Raw genomic sequence first — 20,479 nt, forward strand, 5'->3', positions numbered from 1 at the left:
ATTTTTGTAAACAGCAAAAAATCCAACAAAGTATGTCCCGAAAAGGAAACTGTTGGGATAATGCAGTAATAGAATCTTTCTTTAGTATCTTTAAGCGAGAATACTTACATGGAGAAAAGCTCATTTCCCTGTCCCAAGTGAATCAGTTAGTAGCTGAATTTATTTATATGTACTATCATTCTGTTCGTCCTCATTCAACATTAAACGGAATGACTCCTTATCAATATTCAAAATCAATTGCGTAATCTAATTTGTGTTCCAGTTTTTCTTGACCAGGTCAGATTCTATTAATTTTTTCTTTTGTTTTTTGCTTAAGCTATCACTATTAAACTTGGTTTTTAAATCCAATAATCGGTCATATTCTGTATGAATTAATTTTATGATTTTCTTCTGATTCATTCTAAGAAAATCTATATCATTATCTGTATAAATTCCGTCTGTATGGATCCTTCTAATTAAGCTATTTATGTTCTTACCAATGTAATTTATTTCTTTTGTTAAGTCCCTATAAACCTTCATATCTACTTCAAGTTTGAAATGTGATTTTGCACTATCAACTATGAATGCAGATACCGTTTTATAGCCAAATTCTTCTGCTTTATTTTTTATATAATCTTTCTCTTCTTCTAATAAACGAACGTTTAACTTTGTTTTAATTCTCCCCATCATTTAACAACAACTTTCTTTATAAATTTCGAGCGCAGCGACAACAAATATACCGCTTATTTTTGTAAAGGTTGTAGGAAACTCCTACCAAGTCAAAAACAACGTTTTTGGAGTGTGTGGTCACACACCCGTAGCTTGCCCCTTTGCTAAAACCATAATATTTCTTTCTGAAAATTATATCATCTCTAACCAAAATATGGTGTAATTTAGTTAAATAATTTATAAAGGGGAGGGCTGAAAATGGTTTCTGTAGATGAGCATACACAGGTCGCAATGGAAGTCGTAGCACAGTCTTTGAAAATATCAGAACAAACTTTATTACAGCTTTTAGAAGCATTATCGAAGTTACTGGAAGGTAAAGAACAACAACCAAAAGATTTTATATTTGATGATAAAACTAAAGCTGGTAAACAGAAAATTAGTGATCTTATTAATAAGCATGAAAAAACTGGTGGTGTAGTTGCTTTAGATGAAATTTTAACAAAACAACAGTTAAATGATTATCAAAAAGAGTTAAAAAAATTAGGCGTGGATTTTTCTGTTGTGAGAAATGATAAAGAGGATTATTCTTTCTTCTTTTCCGCAGCACAGGCTAACATGATTGAAAAAGCATTAAAAAATATCGTTGAAGGAAAAAATGCAGTATTAGAAAAAAAAGAAGTGAAAACAGCAGAAAAGAAAAAACCAAAAGAAAATAATATTAATTATGATCGTTTGTCAAAACAAGAAAAACTTCTTTATACAAAGTTGGAAGAACTCGATGAAATCAAAAGAGATTTATACTCACAAAAAGTTAATCGTGTCGGAAAACTATTTGAAAACTATTTGAAAACCGTTATAAACAAGATGTAGAAAAAGAGCCTAAGTTAACGGAAAAAGATACTAATAAAGAAAAAACGGAAGTTGAAACAAATGCTAAAGATGATAAAGATCAAATTAAAAATATGCTAAATTCATTAGATAATAATGAGCAGGAACTAATGATTCAATATACAAAGGTTATGTCTGAAGGATTAAATAATCAAATTGCAGGTAAAAGCACGGATAAAGAGTCAAATAAATTTAAATATATGGTAAACAATCCCACTACTGAATAAATCGAAAAAGTGACTGCTGTTGTTAACCACAATGTTACTACGGCTTCGTATTCAACTGAGAAAGAAGCCAGAAAAATTCACGTTGGTAATTTTCAGAGTATTCTTACAAACACGGAGAAAAAAATTGCAAAAGAAAAGGAAACAGATACCCCTAAACAAAAGAAAGTTGAATTTTCAATGGATGGCGTTAAGGATCTTGATGTCAAAATCAAGAAAGAAGAAAAAGAAGTATCAAAAGATAAGAATATGAACAAGAAACAATCAATTAGTCGATAGATATTTTTTATCTATCGTTTTTTTTAATACCCTAAAGAGAGGAATGAATATTATGGATAAAGAAAGAGAAGAAATTTCACATAATATATTATGTGGATTTAAAAAAAGTTTCCTTGAAAATTTCAAAGAAAAAGATGATGGAAACATAGAATTTCCCTAATTTAATTTGGAAGATAAAGAAAGAATATCTCCTACTCAATCAATCACATATACCTCCTTTAAAGATTTATTTGAAGAACAATATAAAGAGTCATTTTTGACAAATATTGAATCATTAGATTTGAAAGAAATAGATAACAAATTAGGAGCTGGTACATTAGATACTATACTTGCTAGAGATCCAATCATTCGTATTCGTTATGAAGAAATAACAAGAGAACGGGATTTTGATAATGATGGAACACCTGACCGTATAGATATAGACGACACAAAAAATTCTGTTCAAACTGTTGGCGATTTAGACAAAGTAAAAAACTCAACCAATAAAGAAACAGAAGAGGATAATGATGAAAAGAAAGAGAAGAAAATAAAAAGAAAAAGTCATGATATGGAGTTATAAAGGAGCAAATATCTATGGGTATTCTAAAGTTTATTATTAGGGCCATTTTAAAGCTATTGATATTTACAATTTCATTCGCAGTCATTAAGTTTGTAGTTTTTTTTGCTTTAGTTATTTTTACACTCGGTGCTTTTGGATCAAGGACTTCAAGATATTGAAAAGATACTCTTGAATCAATTTAAATTAAACTATGTTTTTAAAAAACTATACTCCCCCTATTGTTACGAAGGTGGTGTTTTTATTTTCATAGCATCATTTGATATGCATCTTTTTAAAAGCCCCTGTCTCCATCCTGTGGGGGTTTAAATGGATTTCTAATTTTAGAATATAGGGAATTAAAGAAGAAAAAGATTATAGACTAGAGAGGTCAAATGAGAATCAGGACATGTCAGATAAATCGGGATATGGGACATATTCTGATTTATCCTGGGCTTCAGGCAATCAGCCCGAGCAAAAAAAGACTCCATTTTAATCTTTTTCAAAATGGAGTCTTTTTTTTGCTTAAACTAGGGATGAAGTGAGTTTTTTATTTAAATTTGCAAATTAGCCCCAAAGCTTACTCTCATCAACCTCTTCTATATATTTTTCATCTTTTTGTTCAATTGAACCAGATTCTTTTTGTACTTTTGATACTTTCACTTCATTCTTCACTTTCTCACTGGACTTTACAGTTCCTTCTGGAGCAGTTTCAGTTTCAATAACATTTGGTACATTATTATTTAGCTTAATACTGTTTACATTTGCCTTTTCTAATAAAACAGAAATGTCTTGATAAAACTCTTCTTTCATGAAGAGATCTCTTTGCATTTGTTTAGATACTTCATAGTCTGTTACATCATTTATTCCATATTGATCCACAAAATGTAAAACTAATGTGATTAACGATTCTGATATGTTAGATTGTGTATCTAGCCAATCGTGGAATTTTGAATTTTTTTCTTTTTTAAAATTCCAGTTATATTGTTCTCTCTGTTTTTGTTTACTCATTTCTTAGTCACCTTAGAAACTAATTTATCGCTTAAAATTTCCATTCCTCTAACATTCATTTCTGTTGCATATTTTTTAGGAATCCAGAGTAATTGAATATCATTTACTTTACAAAATTCTAATGCTTTTTTATATAAATCATCTTTCAATGCAATACTTCCGCCCCCATAAACTGCTAGGACTTCGGCTTTGCTAGATGTTTTATAAATATATGATTTTTCGATGTCACTATAAATTCCTTGAGCTTGCATATATCGAGTTTCTTCTAAAAATTCTACAGCCTTATCATGCTTTTTATCACCAGAGTCAGTGACTAATTCACTAAATTGCTGGCGATTAATATCTACACCGCCTTCATATTCTTCTTGTAGCAATTTAATTGCTCCTTCTATTGCATGACCAATTCCTCTTTTCTCGCCCCAACATGCGTCTGGAACAGGGTTTAAACCATCAGAATAAATGTACTCGGATGTACCATCTCCAATATCAGCATGTAAAACTTTCTTATCTTTAAAGTATTGGCCATTTGTATTTTCTAATTCATACAGTTCACTGAAATCTGTGAACATATCAGAATTCCCTTCGAAAATCGCATATAAGGCCGGAACACCCTCACGAGTTACCCTTACAATTTCAAATGCAATTTGCACTGTTACTTTTTCTTCTCCTACATATACGATTACAACGTGCTCATTATCCTTAAATCGACTTTCAAGAAAACGAGCTTTAGATGGTTCATACTCGGAAGCAGGAATTGCTAAGATAAGTGATGCAGGTATTTCAATGTTTTTCGGTAGTTCTCCTACTTCGTTATAAATTGTTTGAACCGCTTTACTTGCCATAACAGATAAGACATTAACTACAGGTAGATCTCGCTTATGTTTATCTCCTAACTCAATATCAAGAGCATCCGGTTTACCATTTGAATGTGCAGCACGGTATCCTACATAGAATTTTCCATCACGCTCAATCGCATCACTTGTCACATGAACACAAATTTCATCCATTAAGTTTGTTACACTATGTTGCAAACTTCCTTCTTTATTTTTCACACGACCAAATATACGCTTATTCACATTTTGTTGTTTAACTAACTCACCATTAATCATCATTTTTAATTCACTATTTCCAATATCAGCGACTGTTCTCATTATCATATTCAATGACCACCTTTTTTATATAATTTTTATTCCTTTTTTATATATCGATTACATTATAAACCCTTTCAGTTGAAATTTCAATACAAATCATTCATTTTTTATATATATATTATATATTTTTCATATCATTTTAATGCACGATTTTAAACTTTCACTAAAAACACATTTAAAATACTTTTCAGGTATATATATAATGCATACAATCTATAAAAAAAATACAAGAAATATATTCCGGAGCGTTTTCGGACCCAGGATAATCGTCCGACTCTATAAGTCGTACATTAAATGCATTCTTTTTGTATGAAATTTATACAACCTAAATATCAATATAAAATTGTAAGTTATTTAAATACGAGTGCAAATCGAAAATAGAAAATAAAAATTGGAGAAAGAGAGGGGAAAAGAATTTATTATACACACTTCAAAAATAAAGAGTCCTAAATACATATAGTTATCTAGGACTCTTTATTTAAAAGCTCTGATTTCCACAGTTGAACAGTAGAGGACTTACTTCCAGAATTGCCACCACTTCTTTTTTTCTTTTGTTTTGATTCTAATACTTCCCGTAATGTTTGCAGCAACAATTCATCTCGTTTTTTTATACTTTCATCGACATATTTCCGTAATTCCTCCATTTCTTGCCTGATCCTTGCTATCTCATTTGCTGCTTCAATTGGCGAAGAGGTGTCCTGAGCTTGTTTACATTGTTCGTTTTGTTTGTCCACGTTGTCCTTGGTGTCCTCAATGTTTACAACGTTTAAAACACATTCACGAATTGTTCCAAAACCTTGTTCATGTAGCTTCAGCATTTCTTTAAATAGTTCTACATCACGGATTGAATACACTATACGGCCATTCTTTTTTTCAAACGGATGCCCTAGACGTCTGAAATGCCCTGTATACGTCCGTAATGTACTAGGAGGTATGTTTAGTATGTTTGCAACGTCCGAACTGTTTAATGGGCGTTGTGGACGCTTTAATGATATGACTTGACTCATACAATCAACTCCTTCTTTGAGATTTATAGATTACGTGATTTGCTGTAGCAATTCTAGGAAATTTATAAAATCCCTTGTGCTTCCCTAAAACAAGTCAAGATGCCTTAAAGATTGCGAATGAATTTACAAGGCCCTACAAAGCTCTACAAGTTTCTTTAAATGAGTAGCATCATTTTTATAAAATTCTCTTTCATTTACTCTTACTTTTTCAAGTATTAATACATTTTAAGTATAAGCTCAATTTCTATATAAAAAGAATTCAATTAAAAATATAAATACTCAAATACTATATAGATAAAAATACAACTTAGAAATCCCTTGTGGCTCTAGGGGTACAGGAGTTGTCTGAAAACTTGAATCGGAATAATAACTTTTCCATAATTACAGCTACATATTATTCAGTTTTAAACAAGTTTTAAAATAAATTACTAAGGTTTACACAATGTAGTTATTAAATTACTAACAATCCCACAAGTATTCTGACGTAACATAGTATATAAAAACATAAAAAAACTGTAGGGAGAGGGAAAATCGAACCTACTGTTTTGAGATTTATAAAGTAATAGAAGGACTATCTATTTAATTTCAACATGACAAATAGCCCTGTCCTTAGTGATTTTTTTGAACAAGGCTCATAATATATTCATTTTTAAAATTTAAGTAAGTCGGAACGTGTTAGGTACATCTATATCATTAGAAGTAAGATCCATAACTAATTTATGACGAGTGTCATCATCTAAATAATTATCACTCCATGAAACGAGTGATTCACGAAGTTTTGCTCGTATAAATCCACCAATTGTTTTTATTTTTTCACCGATTGCTAAGAAGCTTTCACATTGATCCATTGCATAACTCATTGCGTAAGTCATAAAACTATCGCGAAGCTGTTTATTCTTAATAAAAGAAGCAATTAATGATATTTCGCCTTTGTATGCAACAGTGATGTCTTTGCGTTCGTTATTTGTTAAAGCAATACCGACTGATTCAAGGCGAGCCATTGCTTCTTTACGCATTTTAGCTTCAGTTTGCCTAATTTCAGCTCGGTCATTTTCAATCACACATGCAGGATGCATGCTAACTGTAAATTGAGTGATAACGATTTGTTGGATCTTTTCACGTATGCGAGCTATTCGTCCTTTACGTGGGTTTCGAACCTTTTGTATGGCAGCATCAAACTTGAAAACTGGTGAGATAATTTTTAAGTAATTACGAACTTTTTTTGCATTTCGCCCTAAACGCTTCTTTAAGCTGTCCATGTTACGAACAAAAGAATAATCTTCAACGGAATTTTTACTATATTTAAATTGATGAGTAAAGTGGGTACATAATCCTAAAAATTCAATAATACCTTTGCTGTCACGATGGGAAACTAACTCTTTTAAAATAGAAGTCTCTAACAATAAGTTAGGGATTCGAAAATATGAAAGTTTTCCATCATTATCTTTTGTTTCCTTTGCTGTACGATTTAATCTGGCATAGTTGCAAATTTCATACACTGGAATTTTTCCGTTAATAAAAATTTCTCTAACAAGTCCAGAATGAAGTAAAGCTTGGAAACCTGTATGAATAGTTGTATAGGGAATATCAGATTCGTTCGCGATAGTAGATAGTTTGAAATCGCGAGGAAGTCGCCCTAAATCATTTACCTTATAGTGAAGTAAAATGTAAGTGGCTAATGCGGATGAAGGCAAAGCATATTCTCCAAGTTCGTTATTTTTGATTAAATATATACGAATCTCATCAAAAAACTTTGGCCCATGCATGAGGTATTTTGATGTTTTATTTTTTTTGCTAAATTTCATGTTTGTTTTGAAAGTTTTTGTGTCCAAATGAATATCGCTAGTTAGATCACTAGCGGTTAGGTTTTCAAAACTTGTTAACATAGAAAAAACCTCCTATTTTTCCCACCGCAAATAAAAAGGAAAAACAGAGGTTTTATATTCACATTGTATATGCATTATGATATAATTTTAATATCAAGTATGATACTAAAGAAAAACACATATATTTATAGTGTGAATTAAAACCTTATCTTAGGAGTTTTTAATTGGTTCCGGTCGCCAAACTAGAAGCCAATTAAAAACTGGGCGGTGGGTTTTTTTTTTTTTTTTTAGCTGGTAAATATTTCTAAAAACTGCGTATCTTGAATAAGTTATTTTTATTTTACAATTCTATCTAAATAATATCAACACCATAAGTTCATATTTCAAGATTAGGCACAAAAATAAGAGAATTTCTCCCCTTTTTTTACACTAAATATACAGTAAATTCAGAAATCTATCGAGAAAATACTTGTTTCTGGGTGTCGTGGTATAATTTTCTTACTTGTATGCATGTTTCTGGATATTCGATAAAAAAGATTAGGTGAAAATACATGAAGAAATTAGCTAAAGAAATTGATAATTATTTATCTTCTAAAAATAAGACGTACACGGATTTTGCAAAAGAAATTGGAGTTGCTAAATCTACAATTTCTAATTGGATAAATAAAGATAAGGAAATATCTGTATATACATTTTCGAAAATTGCTAATGTCATTTTTGAAAATGACAAAGACAAACAAGAGCAAAAGATAATTGAGTATATAAGTACTTTAGACGATAGATTAAATATAAATGCGAGGGTCGCATTTGCGCTTGCTCATTTGAATGACCACTTGATATTAATGGAATATCTTCATGAAATATGTAAAAACAGCATGGATTTAGAAATGAGACGGTTTGCAGATGTTTTTAATTTATATATTGATCGTTTAAAGGGGAAAAATGTCAGAGAAGTGTACTTAAATATCCAAAAAATGAGAAATTCTAATGCGGATATAGAAATCTTTAGTGATATACTGAGTATGTTAATTCTTTGTGATTTAGGGGATTTTGGATTAATGGAAGGTTATAAGGAAAGAATCGAGAATAATATTGCAGATGATAAATTAGTAACCAATACTTACTTAAAGAGTTTATACGGATTTTGGGTAAAAGAACTTTGGAGCTATTCAATATTAAGGGGGAATAATTCTCTAGAATTTGTAAGAGAAAATGGAGAATTAAGAACATATAAGGATATAAATTTCTTCCCTGTTATGGAAGCTTTGTTGAATATTAGGAGTGGAGAAAACCTTATGTTTTCTGATTATAAAAAATCTGGTTCCGTTGCAAAGTTAGAAAAAATATAAAGAGGGCTATAAATTTGGGATAGAATTTAAGCAATCGCTACTAATTTTTGTAGTTCTTTGTACGCAGAAAAGACGGAATCTGATTCAAGACTTCGTCTCTGTTTATATAGGGCCTGAATCGTTTCAATCCCTTTTATGGTACGAGAAGCGTGTCGGATACTTTGAAATCCAGACGATTTCGCAAATCGACGTTTGACATGTCGATGATCTTGTTCAATCAGATTATTGCGATGTTTGATGGTACATTGTTTTGTATGTGTATAAAAATCTATTGGTATTCTTAATTCAGGGTATTCGATTGAAGTTAATGATGAAGTAAGAAAAATCGGAGGAAGTATCTGTAACGAATGTGGGAAAGCTGATGGGAAATTCCATGTACATCACATGAGGATGATAAAGCGAGGGAAAAGAAAAGATATTCAGGCGAGACAACAAGCAAGTAAAGATATTCCCAAAATATATTTGTGTGGAACATGTCATAAAAATGCCCATTCAAAAGCAGGGACCATAAGAGGATAGAAGTGATTAATCGTGAGCCGTGTGCAGGGAAACTTGCTCGCACGGTTCTAACGGGGGCTAGAGGAAGACACAGTTCGGCTGTGCGTCCTCTTTCTACCCAATTATGTAGCAAGTTGGACACAAGGAAAGGAACTAAGGAAGAAGGCAAAATTAGTTAAAGAAGTGCATGAAACAGCAGCGGAATTTTTAGAGAAAATAGAAATCGTGTTGCAACAGGAGAAAGAAAAGAAAGCAGAAAAAGAAGTGGATGTTACGGAAAGAACGCAAAATATTACTCATACAGCTGATCATGTGTCGAATGCAGTGGAACAGGAATTAAGCGAAAAGTACGAAGCGTTTAAACGAGCGCAAGGACAAGAAACTGTTCGAGATATTGATAGCATTTTTGACCGTGTACTGATGGAAGAACGGTATTTTTCAAGCAAACAAGTGGCAATCGAACATGGACTTGTCACGCAAGAGTCTGTTCAACAATTAGAAAGTAATGTGCAGGAAAAACTGGGGGACAATGGCGTCACTATCACGAAACAAACACGATCACACATAGTCGAACAAGAAAAATGATATGATCCTTTCCGCAAATTTGCTCCGTATCAACAGGTGACAAAGAAAGAATCAGCTCTAGAAAAAGGGAAGGAACACACGAGATAAAAAAAGACTATCGTCGTCTCGCGAACTCTGTCTCGAAACTAAAGATATCTAATTTAATTCTTTTTAGATTCAAATGGTACAAAAAAAGAATGGATGATTTCTAGAGACGCTGTATTTATAGGGTTTGGAAAAAAACATTTCCTTGCCTTTTGGGATAGAGATTAGTTCGTCGTGTGGGGACGATTCCCCAGGTTTGAAACGTCTGGTGACGAAGGCTGAAAAGCTAAATATCAGGACGAAAGGCCAGCGATTTGGCTCGTATACTGGAAAGAACAAGCTGCTAGAGAAAAAACACTTGCTTTTTGGTATGTCGGCTTGGTGACGCCATTTCACGAGCCAAAAAAAGTTGGGAAAGGATTGGGATTGCTATTGAAACGAAGTGAAGTAACCAATCACAAAAGGTGGAGATTTTCTGAAATGAAGTGGAAGAAAATACGACCTGTTCCTTGCGGAACTTTTAGCTTTTTAGAATTCTAATGTCTATAGTCCGTTCTGTCCACTTAGGGAAGTAACTGTAAAGGAAACAACAGATTGTATATTGCAACATACAATTTCAGCCATTCGTTTATAAAAGAAAACAGTAGCATGAATTCATTAGAATTCATGCTACTGTTCAATAAATATTATTTAGCTTTTACAGCTTCTTTTAATACTTTCCCCGCTTTAAAGGTAGGTACCTTACTCGCAGGAATCGTCATGGATTCCCCTGTCTGTGGATTTCGTCCTTCACGGGCAGCACGTTCTCGGACTTCGAATGAACCGAAGCCAATTAATTGTACATTTTCCCCATTTTGTAGTGCATTTTGAATGGATTGAAAAACAGCATCTACAGCGATACTTGCTTTTTGTTTCGTTAATCCGGATTCCATTGCAACTTTTTGGACTAATTCTGTTTTGTTCATAATAAGACACCTCATTGTCATAGATATACCGTTTTAGTATAAAGGAATGAGAGATACAGCGCAAGACAGCGTGTGTGACTATGAAGCCGCAAAAAATTGGGAATGAAGATATGAAAAAAGTGGATTTTGAGAAAGACACAAAAAACGGCTACTCATATTCATCTGTAAGGCAACGAAGAGAGATTCGGAATGGTTTTGTATACAGAGGGAACCAAACTTGTTATAAAAAACAAATAGGCTGTTAAAAGAAATCAAGGGAATTTGTGAGATGAAAACGGTAGAAAAAACCCTGTAAGAAGTCGATTTATTAGTATGCTGAAGTATTGTATAATTTCACGTACTGCATTGTTTACCCAAAATAAAATCCACCCAACAAGTCATCAGGGGTTGCTTCTTCTCTTTATCCCTCGCTACAATAGACATATAGAATACGAAATAGAAAGGTGACTCTAACCATGAATCAACCTTTAGTGAATTTACGAGTCGATTTTGCATTTAAGCAATTATTTGGTGTACAAGGACAAGAAGAGTTATTAATTTCTTTTTTAAATGCAATCTTGCAGGAGTCTTTATCTACACCAATTGCATCGCTGAAAATTGAAGATCCGCATTTGCATAAAGAATATGAGGAAGATAAATTATCCATACTAGATATACTGGCAACACTGCATGATGGAACAAAAGTCAACATCGAAATCCAACTAAGAAATACACAAGAGATTATAAAACGTTCCCTTTATTATTGGAGTAAACTCTACACGTCTCAGCTTGAAAAAGGAATGTCATATCGCTCGCTCCGAAAAACGATTGCCATTAACTTATTAGATTTTCATCTCTTTCCTGATTATGAAGATATGCATACAATTGGACAGTTTTGGAGTAAACAGCAGAAACAAGTCTTGCTAGATGATTTGGAAATTCATTTTATCGAGATTCCAAAATTGCTTCAGCAATGGAGAGAAGAAAAAATTAATCCGTGGGAAAATGAATTTGCTCGTTGGTTACTCTTGTTACCAGCACATGAAGATGAACATTTGACCCACACATTGGAGGATATCGCCATGAAACAAGACCCCATGTTACAAAAAGCGATCCACAAATGGGAGAATATGAGTCAGAGTAGCTCCTTCCGATTAGCATATGAAGCACGGGAAAAAGTCTTATTTGATGAACAGGCGAAATTGGCACATGCACGTGAAGTGGGTATAGAAGAAGGCATGGAAAAAGGACGAAAAGTTGGGAAAGAAGAAGGGCTTCAAGAGGGTATGGAAAAAGGAAAATTAGTAGAAAGAGAACAATTAATCCGTGGAATGCATAAAAATGGAATGGATATTGAAGATATTGCAAAGTTTACGAAAATGGATATGTCGGAAATACGCCATATTTTGAGACAATAAAAGGAAGCCCTCTCTTTTAAGAGAGGGCTTCCTTTTATTGTCTGTCTTTTCTAGAAAATTTTCAGTGTATGTAGGATCAAAAAACGTATTGAACATGTAGTAGGTAGCGATTTTAGCAGTATCAGCGTGGTTGTATGAAAAGTGTCTATAACAATGGACTTTTTTGAAATGGTCGATTTTGTGTTTACATGGTATAGTAAAATCTCTCGAAAAGAACAATTTTTTGAAAAAGACTAGGAATTTGTAAAAGAGGAGTGACGCATTTAGTTGGCTGTAGATATTAAAAAATGTACTTGCAAAAACTTACGAAGACTTCAAAGGATTATGTATGAAACATTTTATGAGACATTTAAGCATCAAAACTCATTGACACAGATGAATGCTCATTTGGATAAAACATGTAACTTACAACAATTAGGTAAAGAAGTATCGAATGATACTTCGCCATTCTTTTTTGTTACGTATAAACAAGAAATCGTTGGATATGTAAAGGTAAATACACGTGATACTCATTCTAAAGAAATGGATAATGAATCACTTGAAATCGGAAAATTATATATAAAGAAGAGATTTCAAAAGTATGATCTTGGTAGACATCTTCTAAATAAAGCGATAGAAATTACGATAGAACATAAGAAAAAGAAAGTCTGGATAGGCGTATGGGAACAGAACAAAAATGCAATTGCTTTTTATAAGAAAATGAACTTTGTTCAAACTGGATCCCGCTCTTTTCATATAGATGATGAAGAACACAAGACATTGATACTGACATTGTATAATGTGCGTGCTTCTTTTGTAGATCGTTTTCTGACAGCATAAGTTACAAGAGGAATATCGAGGTTTCATCGACATGTATTGGCAGAAACCCAAACAATATGAAGAAGCATATATGCTAGACAGTGTGATGGAACGGATTCAGTCACAGGGGATAGGGATATCGTATGTAAAGGTGAAAACGTACTTTACACGCAAAAAAGGAAAGTGGTATCGCAAATTAGAAAGTGAGCTAGAAAACAGAAGAAAAGAAGAAGAAAAAAAGATTCGTATCATGAATTCAGGAATCGGAACGCCGATTTGGTAAGAAAATTTGAGTGTATGAGGAATTTCTATTTGGTTCTTTTGCCGAATTAGAATCTTTCTTTTATCAGGAAGGAAGAAAGCGCATCACAAGAACGACCAATTGATCTAATTCTAGACTACAAGCAATGACAAGTGGGTGGGTGTACCCATGTACATCCCTTCAGTTTCTAATAGAAATATAATTTTGTTAATTATACTTGAAATTCTAATAAATGAAAATGATGATTAAATATGTAAAATAGCTCATTTGAAAAAGGAGGAAAATAGAAGGATGAAATCAACAGGTATAGTACGAAAAATAGATAATTTGGGTCAAGTTGTGATACAAAAGAAAACGAGGTATACGCTTGATATCCACGAAAAAGACGTTTTAGAAATATTTGTGGAAGGGGAAAGTATCATTCTATAGAAATATAAGGGATGTCCTATCACAGGGGAAAGATCCTTAAAGAATATCAAGCTCGCTGATGGAAAGCTGACGTTGAGTTCAGAAGGAGCGAAACAGCATCTAGAAGAATTAGAACAGTATCTCGTAACAGACAGGACATAAGGGGATTCTATTGATGGAAAGAAAAGTACAACCGTCCGAAAGGAAATAATTGGGAATATAGTATCGTTTCAGGACCGGTTATTACAAGATAAAAAGGATCAAACAGTTACTACGCACCTACTACCTTTAAATAAAAATCTTAGAATTATCATATAATTAATACTTATTATTTTTATGAATCTCTTTAAGGAGGTACTATTTTATGACATCAAGCGATTATGAACGTTTTTCAGAAGTATTAAAGGCACTGGCTCATCCTGTGCGTTTAGAAATTATTCATCAATTACTGAAGAAAGAGTCCTTAAATGTTTCTCAATTACAACAGCACCTTGATATACCACAATCCACCGTATCTCAGCAGCTAGGTAAGTTAAAACTACTTAAAGTTGTCACCTCTAGTCGAAAAGGATTGGAAGTATTTTACCGCGTGGAGGATAAACAAGCGAAGCAGGTAATGAAGATACTGGACTTGTAAGCGTATCTCTTCTATCCAGAAGATTGGCTATGATGGTGCTTCAGCAAAAAAAGAATGCTCCTTGAAACACCAAAAAGGGCATTCCTTTTTATATAGACGCTTCATTCGCCAGTATCCAACTTCATTTTAACTGAGGCTCTACCTTTTGCTGATAGAGGTCCTTTAAATCCATTTCTGAAAGGTTTCGTTTTTGTGCAGCCATTTGAATTGACGCAATTTCGTGATACATAGCTTCAGAAAGAACCCCTGTTTGTATGTTCTTGTTAATTTCCATGAAAAAACCCGCTAAAAGATTGTCTGGCAGTTGATCGTATAACGACAAAACGATTCCTCGCTTTACAAGCAATTTATCTATAAAGTCTTCTTGTGAAAAAATCTTGTCATACAAAGGTTTTTCTTCTTTTCCTGAGCATTTAGCACAAATATTACTGTAAGACTTCAAAAGTAACAAATTGTTCTAGATGTTCTAATGTATCCTGAAATTCATTTTTATGAAAAGATGCACAACGCCCCATTACCTGAACGACTTGCTGATTCACATATAAGGGCTCTAGATACGTAATCACGAATATATCAAGATTACTAACAGGAAAACAATAAAAAATAATTTTTTTACCCTCCCATGCTAATGGATAAATTGTTTTCAATTTTTGTCTTGTTTCTTCATCTCCAAGGTGTGGTGCTGTATCTAGGGTTTGTCCAATAAAATCTTCCCTTTGCTGATGAACAGATCGAAGCAATTCTTGATTTACATCTGTAAAAACAAATTGCTGTTCTACTTTTTGAAATACGAAGTACATGCTAGGATAGCGTTCTTCATATTCTTGAAATAACTTTTCTAAAAGTGAACGTAAATACCTTTTTAATTCCATGGAAGCATTCTCCTTTTTTTTATGAGGTTATTTGAATGTAAGATTATGAGGTTGTTTATATTTTACAACAAATGAATAAATATTCAAAATAATAAGAATTAATAAAATTTAAGTCCGTATATATAAAACAATCATGTTCGTAAAAGTACACAAAAAAGTAAGTTATCCGCGAAAAATATTTATGTCATTTGCTAGGACAAACTTGTTCTGTTTTTGCTCCTATAATCTGTTACAGTATTCTATATAATCTTGTGCTTGCTGGGACAAGAACATAGATTTGTATAGTGAAAATCAAGGAGATTTGATTCTATGCGTTTAGTGGCATCAGATAGTAAAACGACAGATCGTATCAATAAAAAGAATGTGGTTTTTTACGTTTGGAGAAGAATTAGATGTATCTGAAGGTCTTACACAGAGTGATGTACTGGAATTGGTTCTTAAAGTATATAATTATGCGGAATCTAGATAGGGTAAATATTAGGATAGAATATAGAGAATATCTTAAGAATGGAGGCAAATAGAGGGATGAAATCAACAGGTATTGTACGGAAACTGGATAATTTTGGTCGATTTGTGATACCAAGGGAAATGAGGCGTACGCTTGATATCCACGAAAAAGATGTTTTAGAAATATTTGTGGAAGGGGAGGGTATCATCCTGCAGAAATATAAGAGATATGGCGCGTGTCCTATCACTGGAGAAGTGTCTTCCCAGAATATGAAACTAGCAGAAGGGAAACTGACGTTAAGCCCAGAAGGAGCGAAACAGCTTTTGAAAGAATTAGAACAATATTTCGTAACAGACAGGACATAAGGGGATTCTATTGATGGAAAGAAAAGTACAAACGGTTCAAAAGTAAAGAACTAGGAATATGGTATCGTTTCGGGACCGGTTATTACAAGATAAAAAGGATCAAACAGTTACTACGTACCTACTACCTTTAAATAAAAATCTTAGAATTATCATATAATTAATACTTATTATTTTTATGAATCTCTTTAAAGAAAAACGCCAGTAGTAGCCGTCGGCTACTACTGGCATTTTTGAATTGTTTTCCTTTAAAATATTTCATGGATGATTCATCTTACTTCTTTTTTCCGGTCCACCATGAGAGGAACATATTTGCACTAGAGCCCATTATTGAATAATAACAATTGCTCCTTTTTGTACTCTTGAGTATAGCCATTCTACATCTTTATTCTTCATTCGAATACAGCCATCACTTATTTTTAAACCTATGGTTCCTTCTTGATTTGTTCCATGTATTCCATATGTGTTGCCCTTTGTTCCTTTAATATTGAGTCCAATCCATCGGCTACCTAAAGAGTTATTCGGGGCACCTCCTGCAATCTGTTTTTTATAATATGGACGATTTCTTTCTTTGTAAACAACTTGGAATGTGCCTGCTGGTGTTGGTTCGTTAATTTTTCCAGTTGTAACGGGAAATACTTGAAATCGAAAGATTGTATATAAAGAAGAGATTTCAAAGGTTTGATCTTGGTAGACATCTTCTAAATAAAGCTACAGAATTTTGTATACTGTAGATATCTTATAAAAAAGTGAGGGGAAATCATGAAAAATCATGATCGTGTAAATCGTAAACTTCTCCAAACAAACAAGAAATGGTCACATCTCAAACAGAATCATAAGGATTTGATTGCTGAATGGTTACAAGAGGAATATCGAAGTTTCATCGACATGTATTGGCGGAAACCCAAACAATATGAAGAAGAATATATACTAGAAAGTGTAATGGAACGGATTCAGACACAGGGAATAGAGGTACCGTATGTAGAAGTGAAAACGTACTTTACACGCAAAAAAGGAAAGTGGTATCGTAAATTAGAAAGTGAGTTAGAAAACAGAAGAAACGAAGAAGAGAAACAGATTCGTCTCATGCATGTAGGAATCGGAACGCCGATTTGGTAAGAGGAATTTGAGAGTATAAGGGGGATTCTATTGATGGAAAGAAAAGTACAAACCGTTCAAAAAGAAATAACGATGAATACAGTATCATTTCAGGACCGGTTACTACAAGAAGCGATGCAAAAGAAAAACTTTGCAACAGAACATATCCGAGTAAGTAGCAAAGGTCAAAATGAATGTAGAAAAAAGGTGATTCTTGTAATGGAATCACCTTTTTGTTGTGATAGGAATTAAAAGTAACTTGTACCGTTTATTCTACATATAAACCAATTGCTGCCACGATAGCTTCAGCAGCATACTCCCATTTTCCATCTACTAATGCTCCCAATTGTTGGCCAATTTGTGTTAAAAGATCTGATGTAATTGGAACAGCATAATACTTAGCAATAATAGCCCCTATCGGTGCAGTAATTTTTGTCCATCCACCACGATCAATTTTAATTTCTAAATTTTTGATTTCCCCATTTTCCTTTATAAATCGATAAAATACTTGATCATCTATACGATTGCTCAAATGATGAGAAATTTTTCCGTTTACTACAGTTTGATTTCCCATTTTAGAAATATAAGCTGGTTTTACATTAAATTCATGGTCAAATACTTTTAATTTTTTAATATCAGGTCCTAGCAAAGCAGCTTGAACAGCTTTATCTAAATTATTCATGGACACGGTGTCTAGATTTTGTGTTTGTTCAATAAAATTTTTTGAAAATACATGTGATGCTTGTACTTGTTGGGTAGTCATTTCTTTTTCAGCAGCAAATGCTAATGCAGATGTACCTGTACCTGTTACTAGCATCGTAGCTAAAGCTGTCGCACTTAATACTTTATAGCGCTTCATAATTGCTATTCCTCCCTTTGTTCATTTCTACTTGCGAAGTTTGTTATGTACATCATATCAAGAATTCATATGCATCTTTAAAAGGGTAAGATGCTATTGGAACTCTTAACATAGCATAAGGAGCACAAAATGATTATCTTCAAAATGTCCATTGATAGAGACAAGATTAAAAAAATCAACTGTCATTTGGTCCGATCCCTTTCATCGCCAAGATATTGTGCAGTATCTAATGGATTCTGTTGCGAAATTTCTTAACATTAAAAAATCTGTAACGGAATCATTGTAGCTGTTATTTTTTTAAAAGGTATTTTCTGTGAAAATAGCAATTATGATCTACAGGTTGTAATCGAAAACAAGTTTGTTAGACTCCTTAATTGCTTGAATTTTAATATATAGAGGGTGTTGCAAAACTTATAAATATCCAAAAATGAATGCATAAAAAAATCCGCTTTCCTGAAAGAATGATAGTAACCCAAACTATCTCCAGAGAGGACGAATTTACTAGTATGATAACCAAGTTTGATGAAAATCAATTCATTTTACAGGTTTTATTTGCATACGTAGACAGTTTAACTATTGGAGGCGTTCCGCCTGTGACGGGTCGCCCACCCATCTGTAGAAAAGCTTTACTGAAATGTTTTTTCTTGAAAACTGTATTCCAAATTGATTCTTTACGCAAATTAACTCGTTTTTTGCATCAATATCCTTCATTTCGTGTATCTTGTGGTCTTTCTTTTGTTCCTCATATATCTACTTTTTCACGTGTAGGTACTTGGTTTCGCAACGAAGGAATTCCATTGATTCATAAACAAACTCTTCAAGAAATGAATGTAGGGCTGATTCCGTGTGTTTTAATTGATAGTACAGCCTTACGGAGTAGTTTATACGATTCCCAAGCAAAATGGGGAAAATCTACTCGTTATGGTTGGTATAAGGGCTATAAAGCTCATGTCTGTGCTACACCAGAAGGTGTTGTATTGTCCTATACATTTACAACAGCAAACGTACATGATAGCAAGATGGCTCCTGTATTACTTCAAGATATACAAGATCGAAATGTCCTGTTTTCCGTGGCAGATGCGGCTTATGATAGTCAGCACATTTATGAAGTTGCACGAACACGTGACATCTTTGCCATAAATCCAATCAACCCTCGAAATGGTGAAAAAATTAAGAATACACATCGTCGTGTATTGTCTCATTTTATACAAACCATCTTTGGAAAACAGTTGATGAAAGAGCGTGGGAAAATTGAACAACAGTTTAGTACATTAAAAGATAAAGGGCTGGAACAGCCTCGTTGGTATGGTCAAAATCGCTATCTACTACATGTTCAGCTAGTTTTTCTGATTCATAACATTGCATGTTTATTTTAGTTTTGCAACACCCTCATATAGTTTTCAACATTATATACTTTTACTATAGACATTTTTAAGGTGTTTTCGATTGGATATGTGTTTTATGATGAAAATGTCAGAGGGTCTGTTGCAAAGTTTTTTAAATGAAGCTAAACTGTAGGGGAAATGAGATGAGGAGAATGATACATGAGATATTTTAAAGGAAAACAGTTTAAGAAAGACATTATTTTCCTACCCTCATCTTCTCACGCCTTATTCCTCCCATAAATCGTATAGAAAGAACACCGACAACTCCTCATTATTAATTGTTCAAGCTTAAGTAATTTCAAAATATATAATAAGAGTTGATTTTGGAATTAGTCCTTATTTACTTCGATTTTTTCGGCACCTTGCAGTTAGATGGTAAATCTATTGGTCGCGGTAAGACTTGTACAACAGAACCAAAAGGAGTGATTCCTATTATTTTGGTAAATAATCTAGTAATTTGATCAAATCTTTTACAAATTCAGGACTAGCAAATAGTAATAAAGCTGTTGCCTCTTTCAAATGATTTTTACGGATCGCATCTACTTTTTTAGAATATTCTTCTTCATTTCCTACCAATAAATCTACTATATTAATTTTTAATTTTTTACTTACTTTTCCCCATAAAAATTCAGATTCTTGAAAATGTTTATCTATGAATATTTTAACTTGATTGATAAAAGGATCGTTTTTTTGTTGTATGGCATTTCGTAACTGTTTAATGGACATATCCTCTGCTTTAATGGTTACATTATTTGTATTTTCAACAGCGTGCACACTTACTCCTAAAACACCAAGGCTGCTAAAGCTAATAGCACTGGCTAATGCAATAACTGTTCCTTTTTTCATGTTTAATTTACGATTAGATCGTTTCATATTTTTATCCTCCTCAAATATACGTCTAAAGGAGTTCTGTTGCAAAAACTATATAGTTTTTGCAACGGAACCTTACATACACAAGATTTG

22 protein-coding genes and 5 pseudogenes are annotated in these 20,479 nt (G+C 33.0%); 15 read left to right on the forward strand and 12 right to left on the reverse strand.

The window, feature by feature from the left end; genetic code table 11:
* Positions 1-245 (forward strand): integrase core domain-containing protein (locus tag CDB3_RS29465; protein ID WP_142263501.1); only part of this gene is annotated, 245 nt, incomplete at its 5' end.
* 34 nt (positions 246-279) lie between these two features.
* Here the strand turns inward: CDB3_RS29465 and CDB3_RS29470 are convergent.
* Positions 280-666, reverse strand: a pseudogene (locus CDB3_RS29470) (plasmid mobilization protein); the annotation flags it as partial.
* A gap of 240 nt (positions 667-906) precedes the next feature.
* On the opposite strand from CDB3_RS29470, the gene CDB3_RS32735 reads away from it, so the two are divergent.
* The 3 genes from CDB3_RS32735 to CDB3_RS29480 all read left to right on the forward strand — a co-directional run bounded on the left by CDB3_RS32735 (position 907) and on the right by CDB3_RS29480 (position 2,598).
* The gene (locus CDB3_RS32735) at positions 907-1,518 is read left to right on the forward strand and encodes a DUF3801 domain-containing protein (protein WP_256869972.1); all 612 of its coding nucleotides are present in this window, start codon (positions 907-909) and stop codon (positions 1,516-1,518) included.
* A 254-nt stretch (positions 1,519-1,772) separates the two neighbouring features.
* Positions 1,773-2,039 (forward strand): hypothetical protein, encoded by a 267-nt coding sequence (locus CDB3_RS32740; RefSeq protein ID WP_256869973.1) that lies wholly within the window; start codon positions 1,773-1,775, stop codon positions 2,037-2,039.
* Between the two features lie 166 nt (positions 2,040-2,205).
* Entirely contained in the window at positions 2,206-2,598 is a 393-nt protein-coding gene (locus CDB3_RS29480; protein WP_256869974.1) for a hypothetical protein, read from the forward strand.
* 543 nt (positions 2,599-3,141) lie between these two features.
* Here CDB3_RS29480 and CDB3_RS29485 read toward each other — a convergent pair.
* The 4 genes and pseudogenes from CDB3_RS29485 to CDB3_RS29500 form a co-directional block, all read right to left on the reverse strand.
* Complete coding sequence (locus tag CDB3_RS29485) at positions 3,142-3,585, reverse strand: hypothetical protein (protein ID WP_128856921.1); 444 nt, start codon at positions 3,583-3,585, stop codon at positions 3,142-3,144.
* The gene (locus CDB3_RS29490; RefSeq protein WP_128856922.1) at positions 3,582-4,742 is read right to left on the reverse strand and encodes a ParM/StbA family protein; all 1,161 of its coding nucleotides are present in this window, start codon (positions 4,740-4,742) and stop codon (positions 3,582-3,584) included. The genes CDB3_RS29485 and CDB3_RS29490 overlap by 4 nt, the downstream gene beginning before the upstream one ends.
* Before the next feature lie 510 nt (positions 4,743-5,252).
* Positions 5,253-5,743 (reverse strand): annotated as a pseudogene (locus CDB3_RS29495) (MerR family transcriptional regulator).
* Between the two features lie 656 nt (positions 5,744-6,399).
* Positions 6,400-7,629, reverse strand: coding sequence for a hypothetical protein (locus CDB3_RS29500; protein ID WP_128856923.1), 1,230 nt, complete (start codon positions 7,627-7,629; stop codon positions 6,400-6,402).
* 491 nt (positions 7,630-8,120) lie between these two features.
* Here CDB3_RS29500 and CDB3_RS29505 point away from each other — a divergent pair.
* A pseudogene (locus CDB3_RS29505) lies at positions 8,121-8,888 on the forward strand (AimR family lysis-lysogeny pheromone receptor); the annotation flags it as partial.
* A gap of 56 nt (positions 8,889-8,944) precedes the next feature.
* On the opposite strand, the pseudogene CDB3_RS29510 reads toward CDB3_RS29505, so the two are convergent.
* Positions 8,945-9,184, reverse strand: a pseudogene (locus tag CDB3_RS29510) (DDE-type integrase/transposase/recombinase); the annotation flags it as partial.
* Between the two features lie 415 nt (positions 9,185-9,599).
* On the opposite strand from CDB3_RS29510, the gene CDB3_RS29515 reads away from it, so the two are divergent.
* The gene (locus CDB3_RS29515; RefSeq protein WP_128856924.1) at positions 9,600-10,001 is read left to right on the forward strand and encodes a hypothetical protein; all 402 of its coding nucleotides are present in this window, start codon (positions 9,600-9,602) and stop codon (positions 9,999-10,001) included.
* A gap of 710 nt (positions 10,002-10,711) precedes the next feature.
* Here the strand turns inward: CDB3_RS29515 and CDB3_RS29520 are convergent.
* Positions 10,712-10,990 carry an HU family DNA-binding protein gene (locus CDB3_RS29520; protein ID WP_128856925.1) on the reverse strand — a complete coding sequence of 93 codons (279 nt, stop codon included), beginning with the start codon at positions 10,988-10,990 and terminating at the stop codon, positions 10,712-10,714.
* A 455-nt stretch (positions 10,991-11,445) separates the two neighbouring features.
* Here CDB3_RS29520 and CDB3_RS29525 point away from each other — a divergent pair, with 455 nt between their 5' ends.
* From CDB3_RS29525 to CDB3_RS29550, 5 genes and pseudogenes are all read left to right on the forward strand, one after another.
* Complete coding sequence (locus CDB3_RS29525; RefSeq protein ID WP_128856926.1) at positions 11,446-12,387, forward strand: Rpn family recombination-promoting nuclease/putative transposase; 942 nt, start codon at positions 11,446-11,448, stop codon at positions 12,385-12,387.
* Positions 12,388-12,654: 267 nt separating this feature from the next.
* Complete coding sequence (locus CDB3_RS29530; RefSeq protein ID WP_128856927.1) at positions 12,655-13,206, forward strand: GNAT family N-acetyltransferase; 552 nt, start codon at positions 12,655-12,657, stop codon at positions 13,204-13,206.
* Between the two features lie 31 nt (positions 13,207-13,237).
* Complete coding sequence (locus CDB3_RS29535) at positions 13,238-13,468, forward strand: hypothetical protein (RefSeq protein WP_128856928.1); 231 nt, start codon at positions 13,238-13,240, stop codon at positions 13,466-13,468.
* A gap of 270 nt (positions 13,469-13,738) precedes the next feature.
* Positions 13,739-14,017: pseudogene (locus tag CDB3_RS29545) on the forward strand (AbrB/MazE/SpoVT family DNA-binding domain-containing protein).
* A 202-nt stretch (positions 14,018-14,219) separates the two neighbouring features.
* Positions 14,220-14,492, forward strand: coding sequence for an ArsR/SmtB family transcription factor (locus tag CDB3_RS29550; protein WP_128856929.1), 273 nt, complete (start codon positions 14,220-14,222; stop codon positions 14,490-14,492).
* A gap of 121 nt (positions 14,493-14,613) precedes the next feature.
* Here the strand turns inward: CDB3_RS29550 and CDB3_RS29555 are convergent, their stop codons facing one another.
* Both CDB3_RS29555 and CDB3_RS29560 read right to left on the reverse strand, forming a co-directional pair.
* A complete protein-coding gene (locus CDB3_RS29555; RefSeq protein WP_372708566.1) occupies positions 14,614-14,880 on the reverse strand; it encodes a hypothetical protein in 267 nt (88 codons plus the stop codon).
* Between the two features lie 37 nt (positions 14,881-14,917).
* Entirely contained in the window at positions 14,918-15,364 is a 447-nt protein-coding gene (locus tag CDB3_RS29560; RefSeq protein WP_128856930.1) for a hypothetical protein, read from the reverse strand.
* Between the two features lie 525 nt (positions 15,365-15,889).
* On the opposite strand from CDB3_RS29560, the gene CDB3_RS29565 reads away from it, so the two are divergent.
* Positions 15,890-16,177: an AbrB/MazE/SpoVT family DNA-binding domain-containing protein gene (locus CDB3_RS29565; protein ID WP_128856931.1), complete on the forward strand. Its 288-nt coding sequence runs from the start codon at positions 15,890-15,892 to the stop codon at positions 16,175-16,177.
* 324 nt (positions 16,178-16,501) lie between these two features.
* Here the strand turns inward: CDB3_RS29565 and CDB3_RS29570 are convergent, their stop codons facing one another.
* The gene (locus CDB3_RS29570; RefSeq protein WP_128856944.1) at positions 16,502-16,846 is read right to left on the reverse strand and encodes a L,D-transpeptidase; all 345 of its coding nucleotides are present in this window, start codon (positions 16,844-16,846) and stop codon (positions 16,502-16,504) included.
* 90 nt (positions 16,847-16,936) lie between these two features.
* On the opposite strand from CDB3_RS29570, the gene CDB3_RS29575 reads away from it, so the two are divergent.
* Together CDB3_RS29575 and CDB3_RS29580 are read left to right on the forward strand one after the other, a co-directional pair.
* Positions 16,937-17,293, forward strand: coding sequence for a transposase (locus tag CDB3_RS29575; RefSeq protein ID WP_128856932.1), 357 nt, complete (start codon positions 16,937-16,939; stop codon positions 17,291-17,293).
* A gap of 33 nt (positions 17,294-17,326) precedes the next feature.
* Positions 17,327-17,524, forward strand: coding sequence for a hypothetical protein (locus tag CDB3_RS29580; RefSeq protein WP_128856933.1), 198 nt, complete (start codon positions 17,327-17,329; stop codon positions 17,522-17,524).
* Between the two features lie 16 nt (positions 17,525-17,540).
* Here the strand turns inward: CDB3_RS29580 and CDB3_RS29585 are convergent, their stop codons facing one another.
* Complete coding sequence (locus CDB3_RS29585; RefSeq protein WP_128856934.1) at positions 17,541-18,131, reverse strand: methyltransferase; 591 nt, start codon at positions 18,129-18,131, stop codon at positions 17,541-17,543.
* 506 nt (positions 18,132-18,637) lie between these two features.
* On the opposite strand from CDB3_RS29585, the gene CDB3_RS29590 reads away from it, so the two are divergent.
* Positions 18,638-19,507 (forward strand): transposase, encoded by an 870-nt coding sequence (locus CDB3_RS29590; RefSeq protein WP_128856935.1) that lies wholly within the window; start codon positions 18,638-18,640, stop codon positions 19,505-19,507.
* Between the two features lie 441 nt (positions 19,508-19,948).
* Here the strand turns inward: CDB3_RS29590 and CDB3_RS29595 are convergent, their stop codons facing one another.
* Complete coding sequence (locus CDB3_RS29595) at positions 19,949-20,389, reverse strand: hypothetical protein (RefSeq protein ID WP_128856936.1); 441 nt, start codon at positions 20,387-20,389, stop codon at positions 19,949-19,951.
* Positions 20,390-20,479 lie beyond the last annotated feature (90 nt).

Source organism: Bacillus sp. CDB3 (genome assembly GCF_002081505.1).
In the GTDB taxonomy this organism is placed as follows: Bacteria; Bacillota; Bacilli; order Bacillales; family Bacillaceae_G; genus Bacillus_A; species Bacillus_A cereus_AT.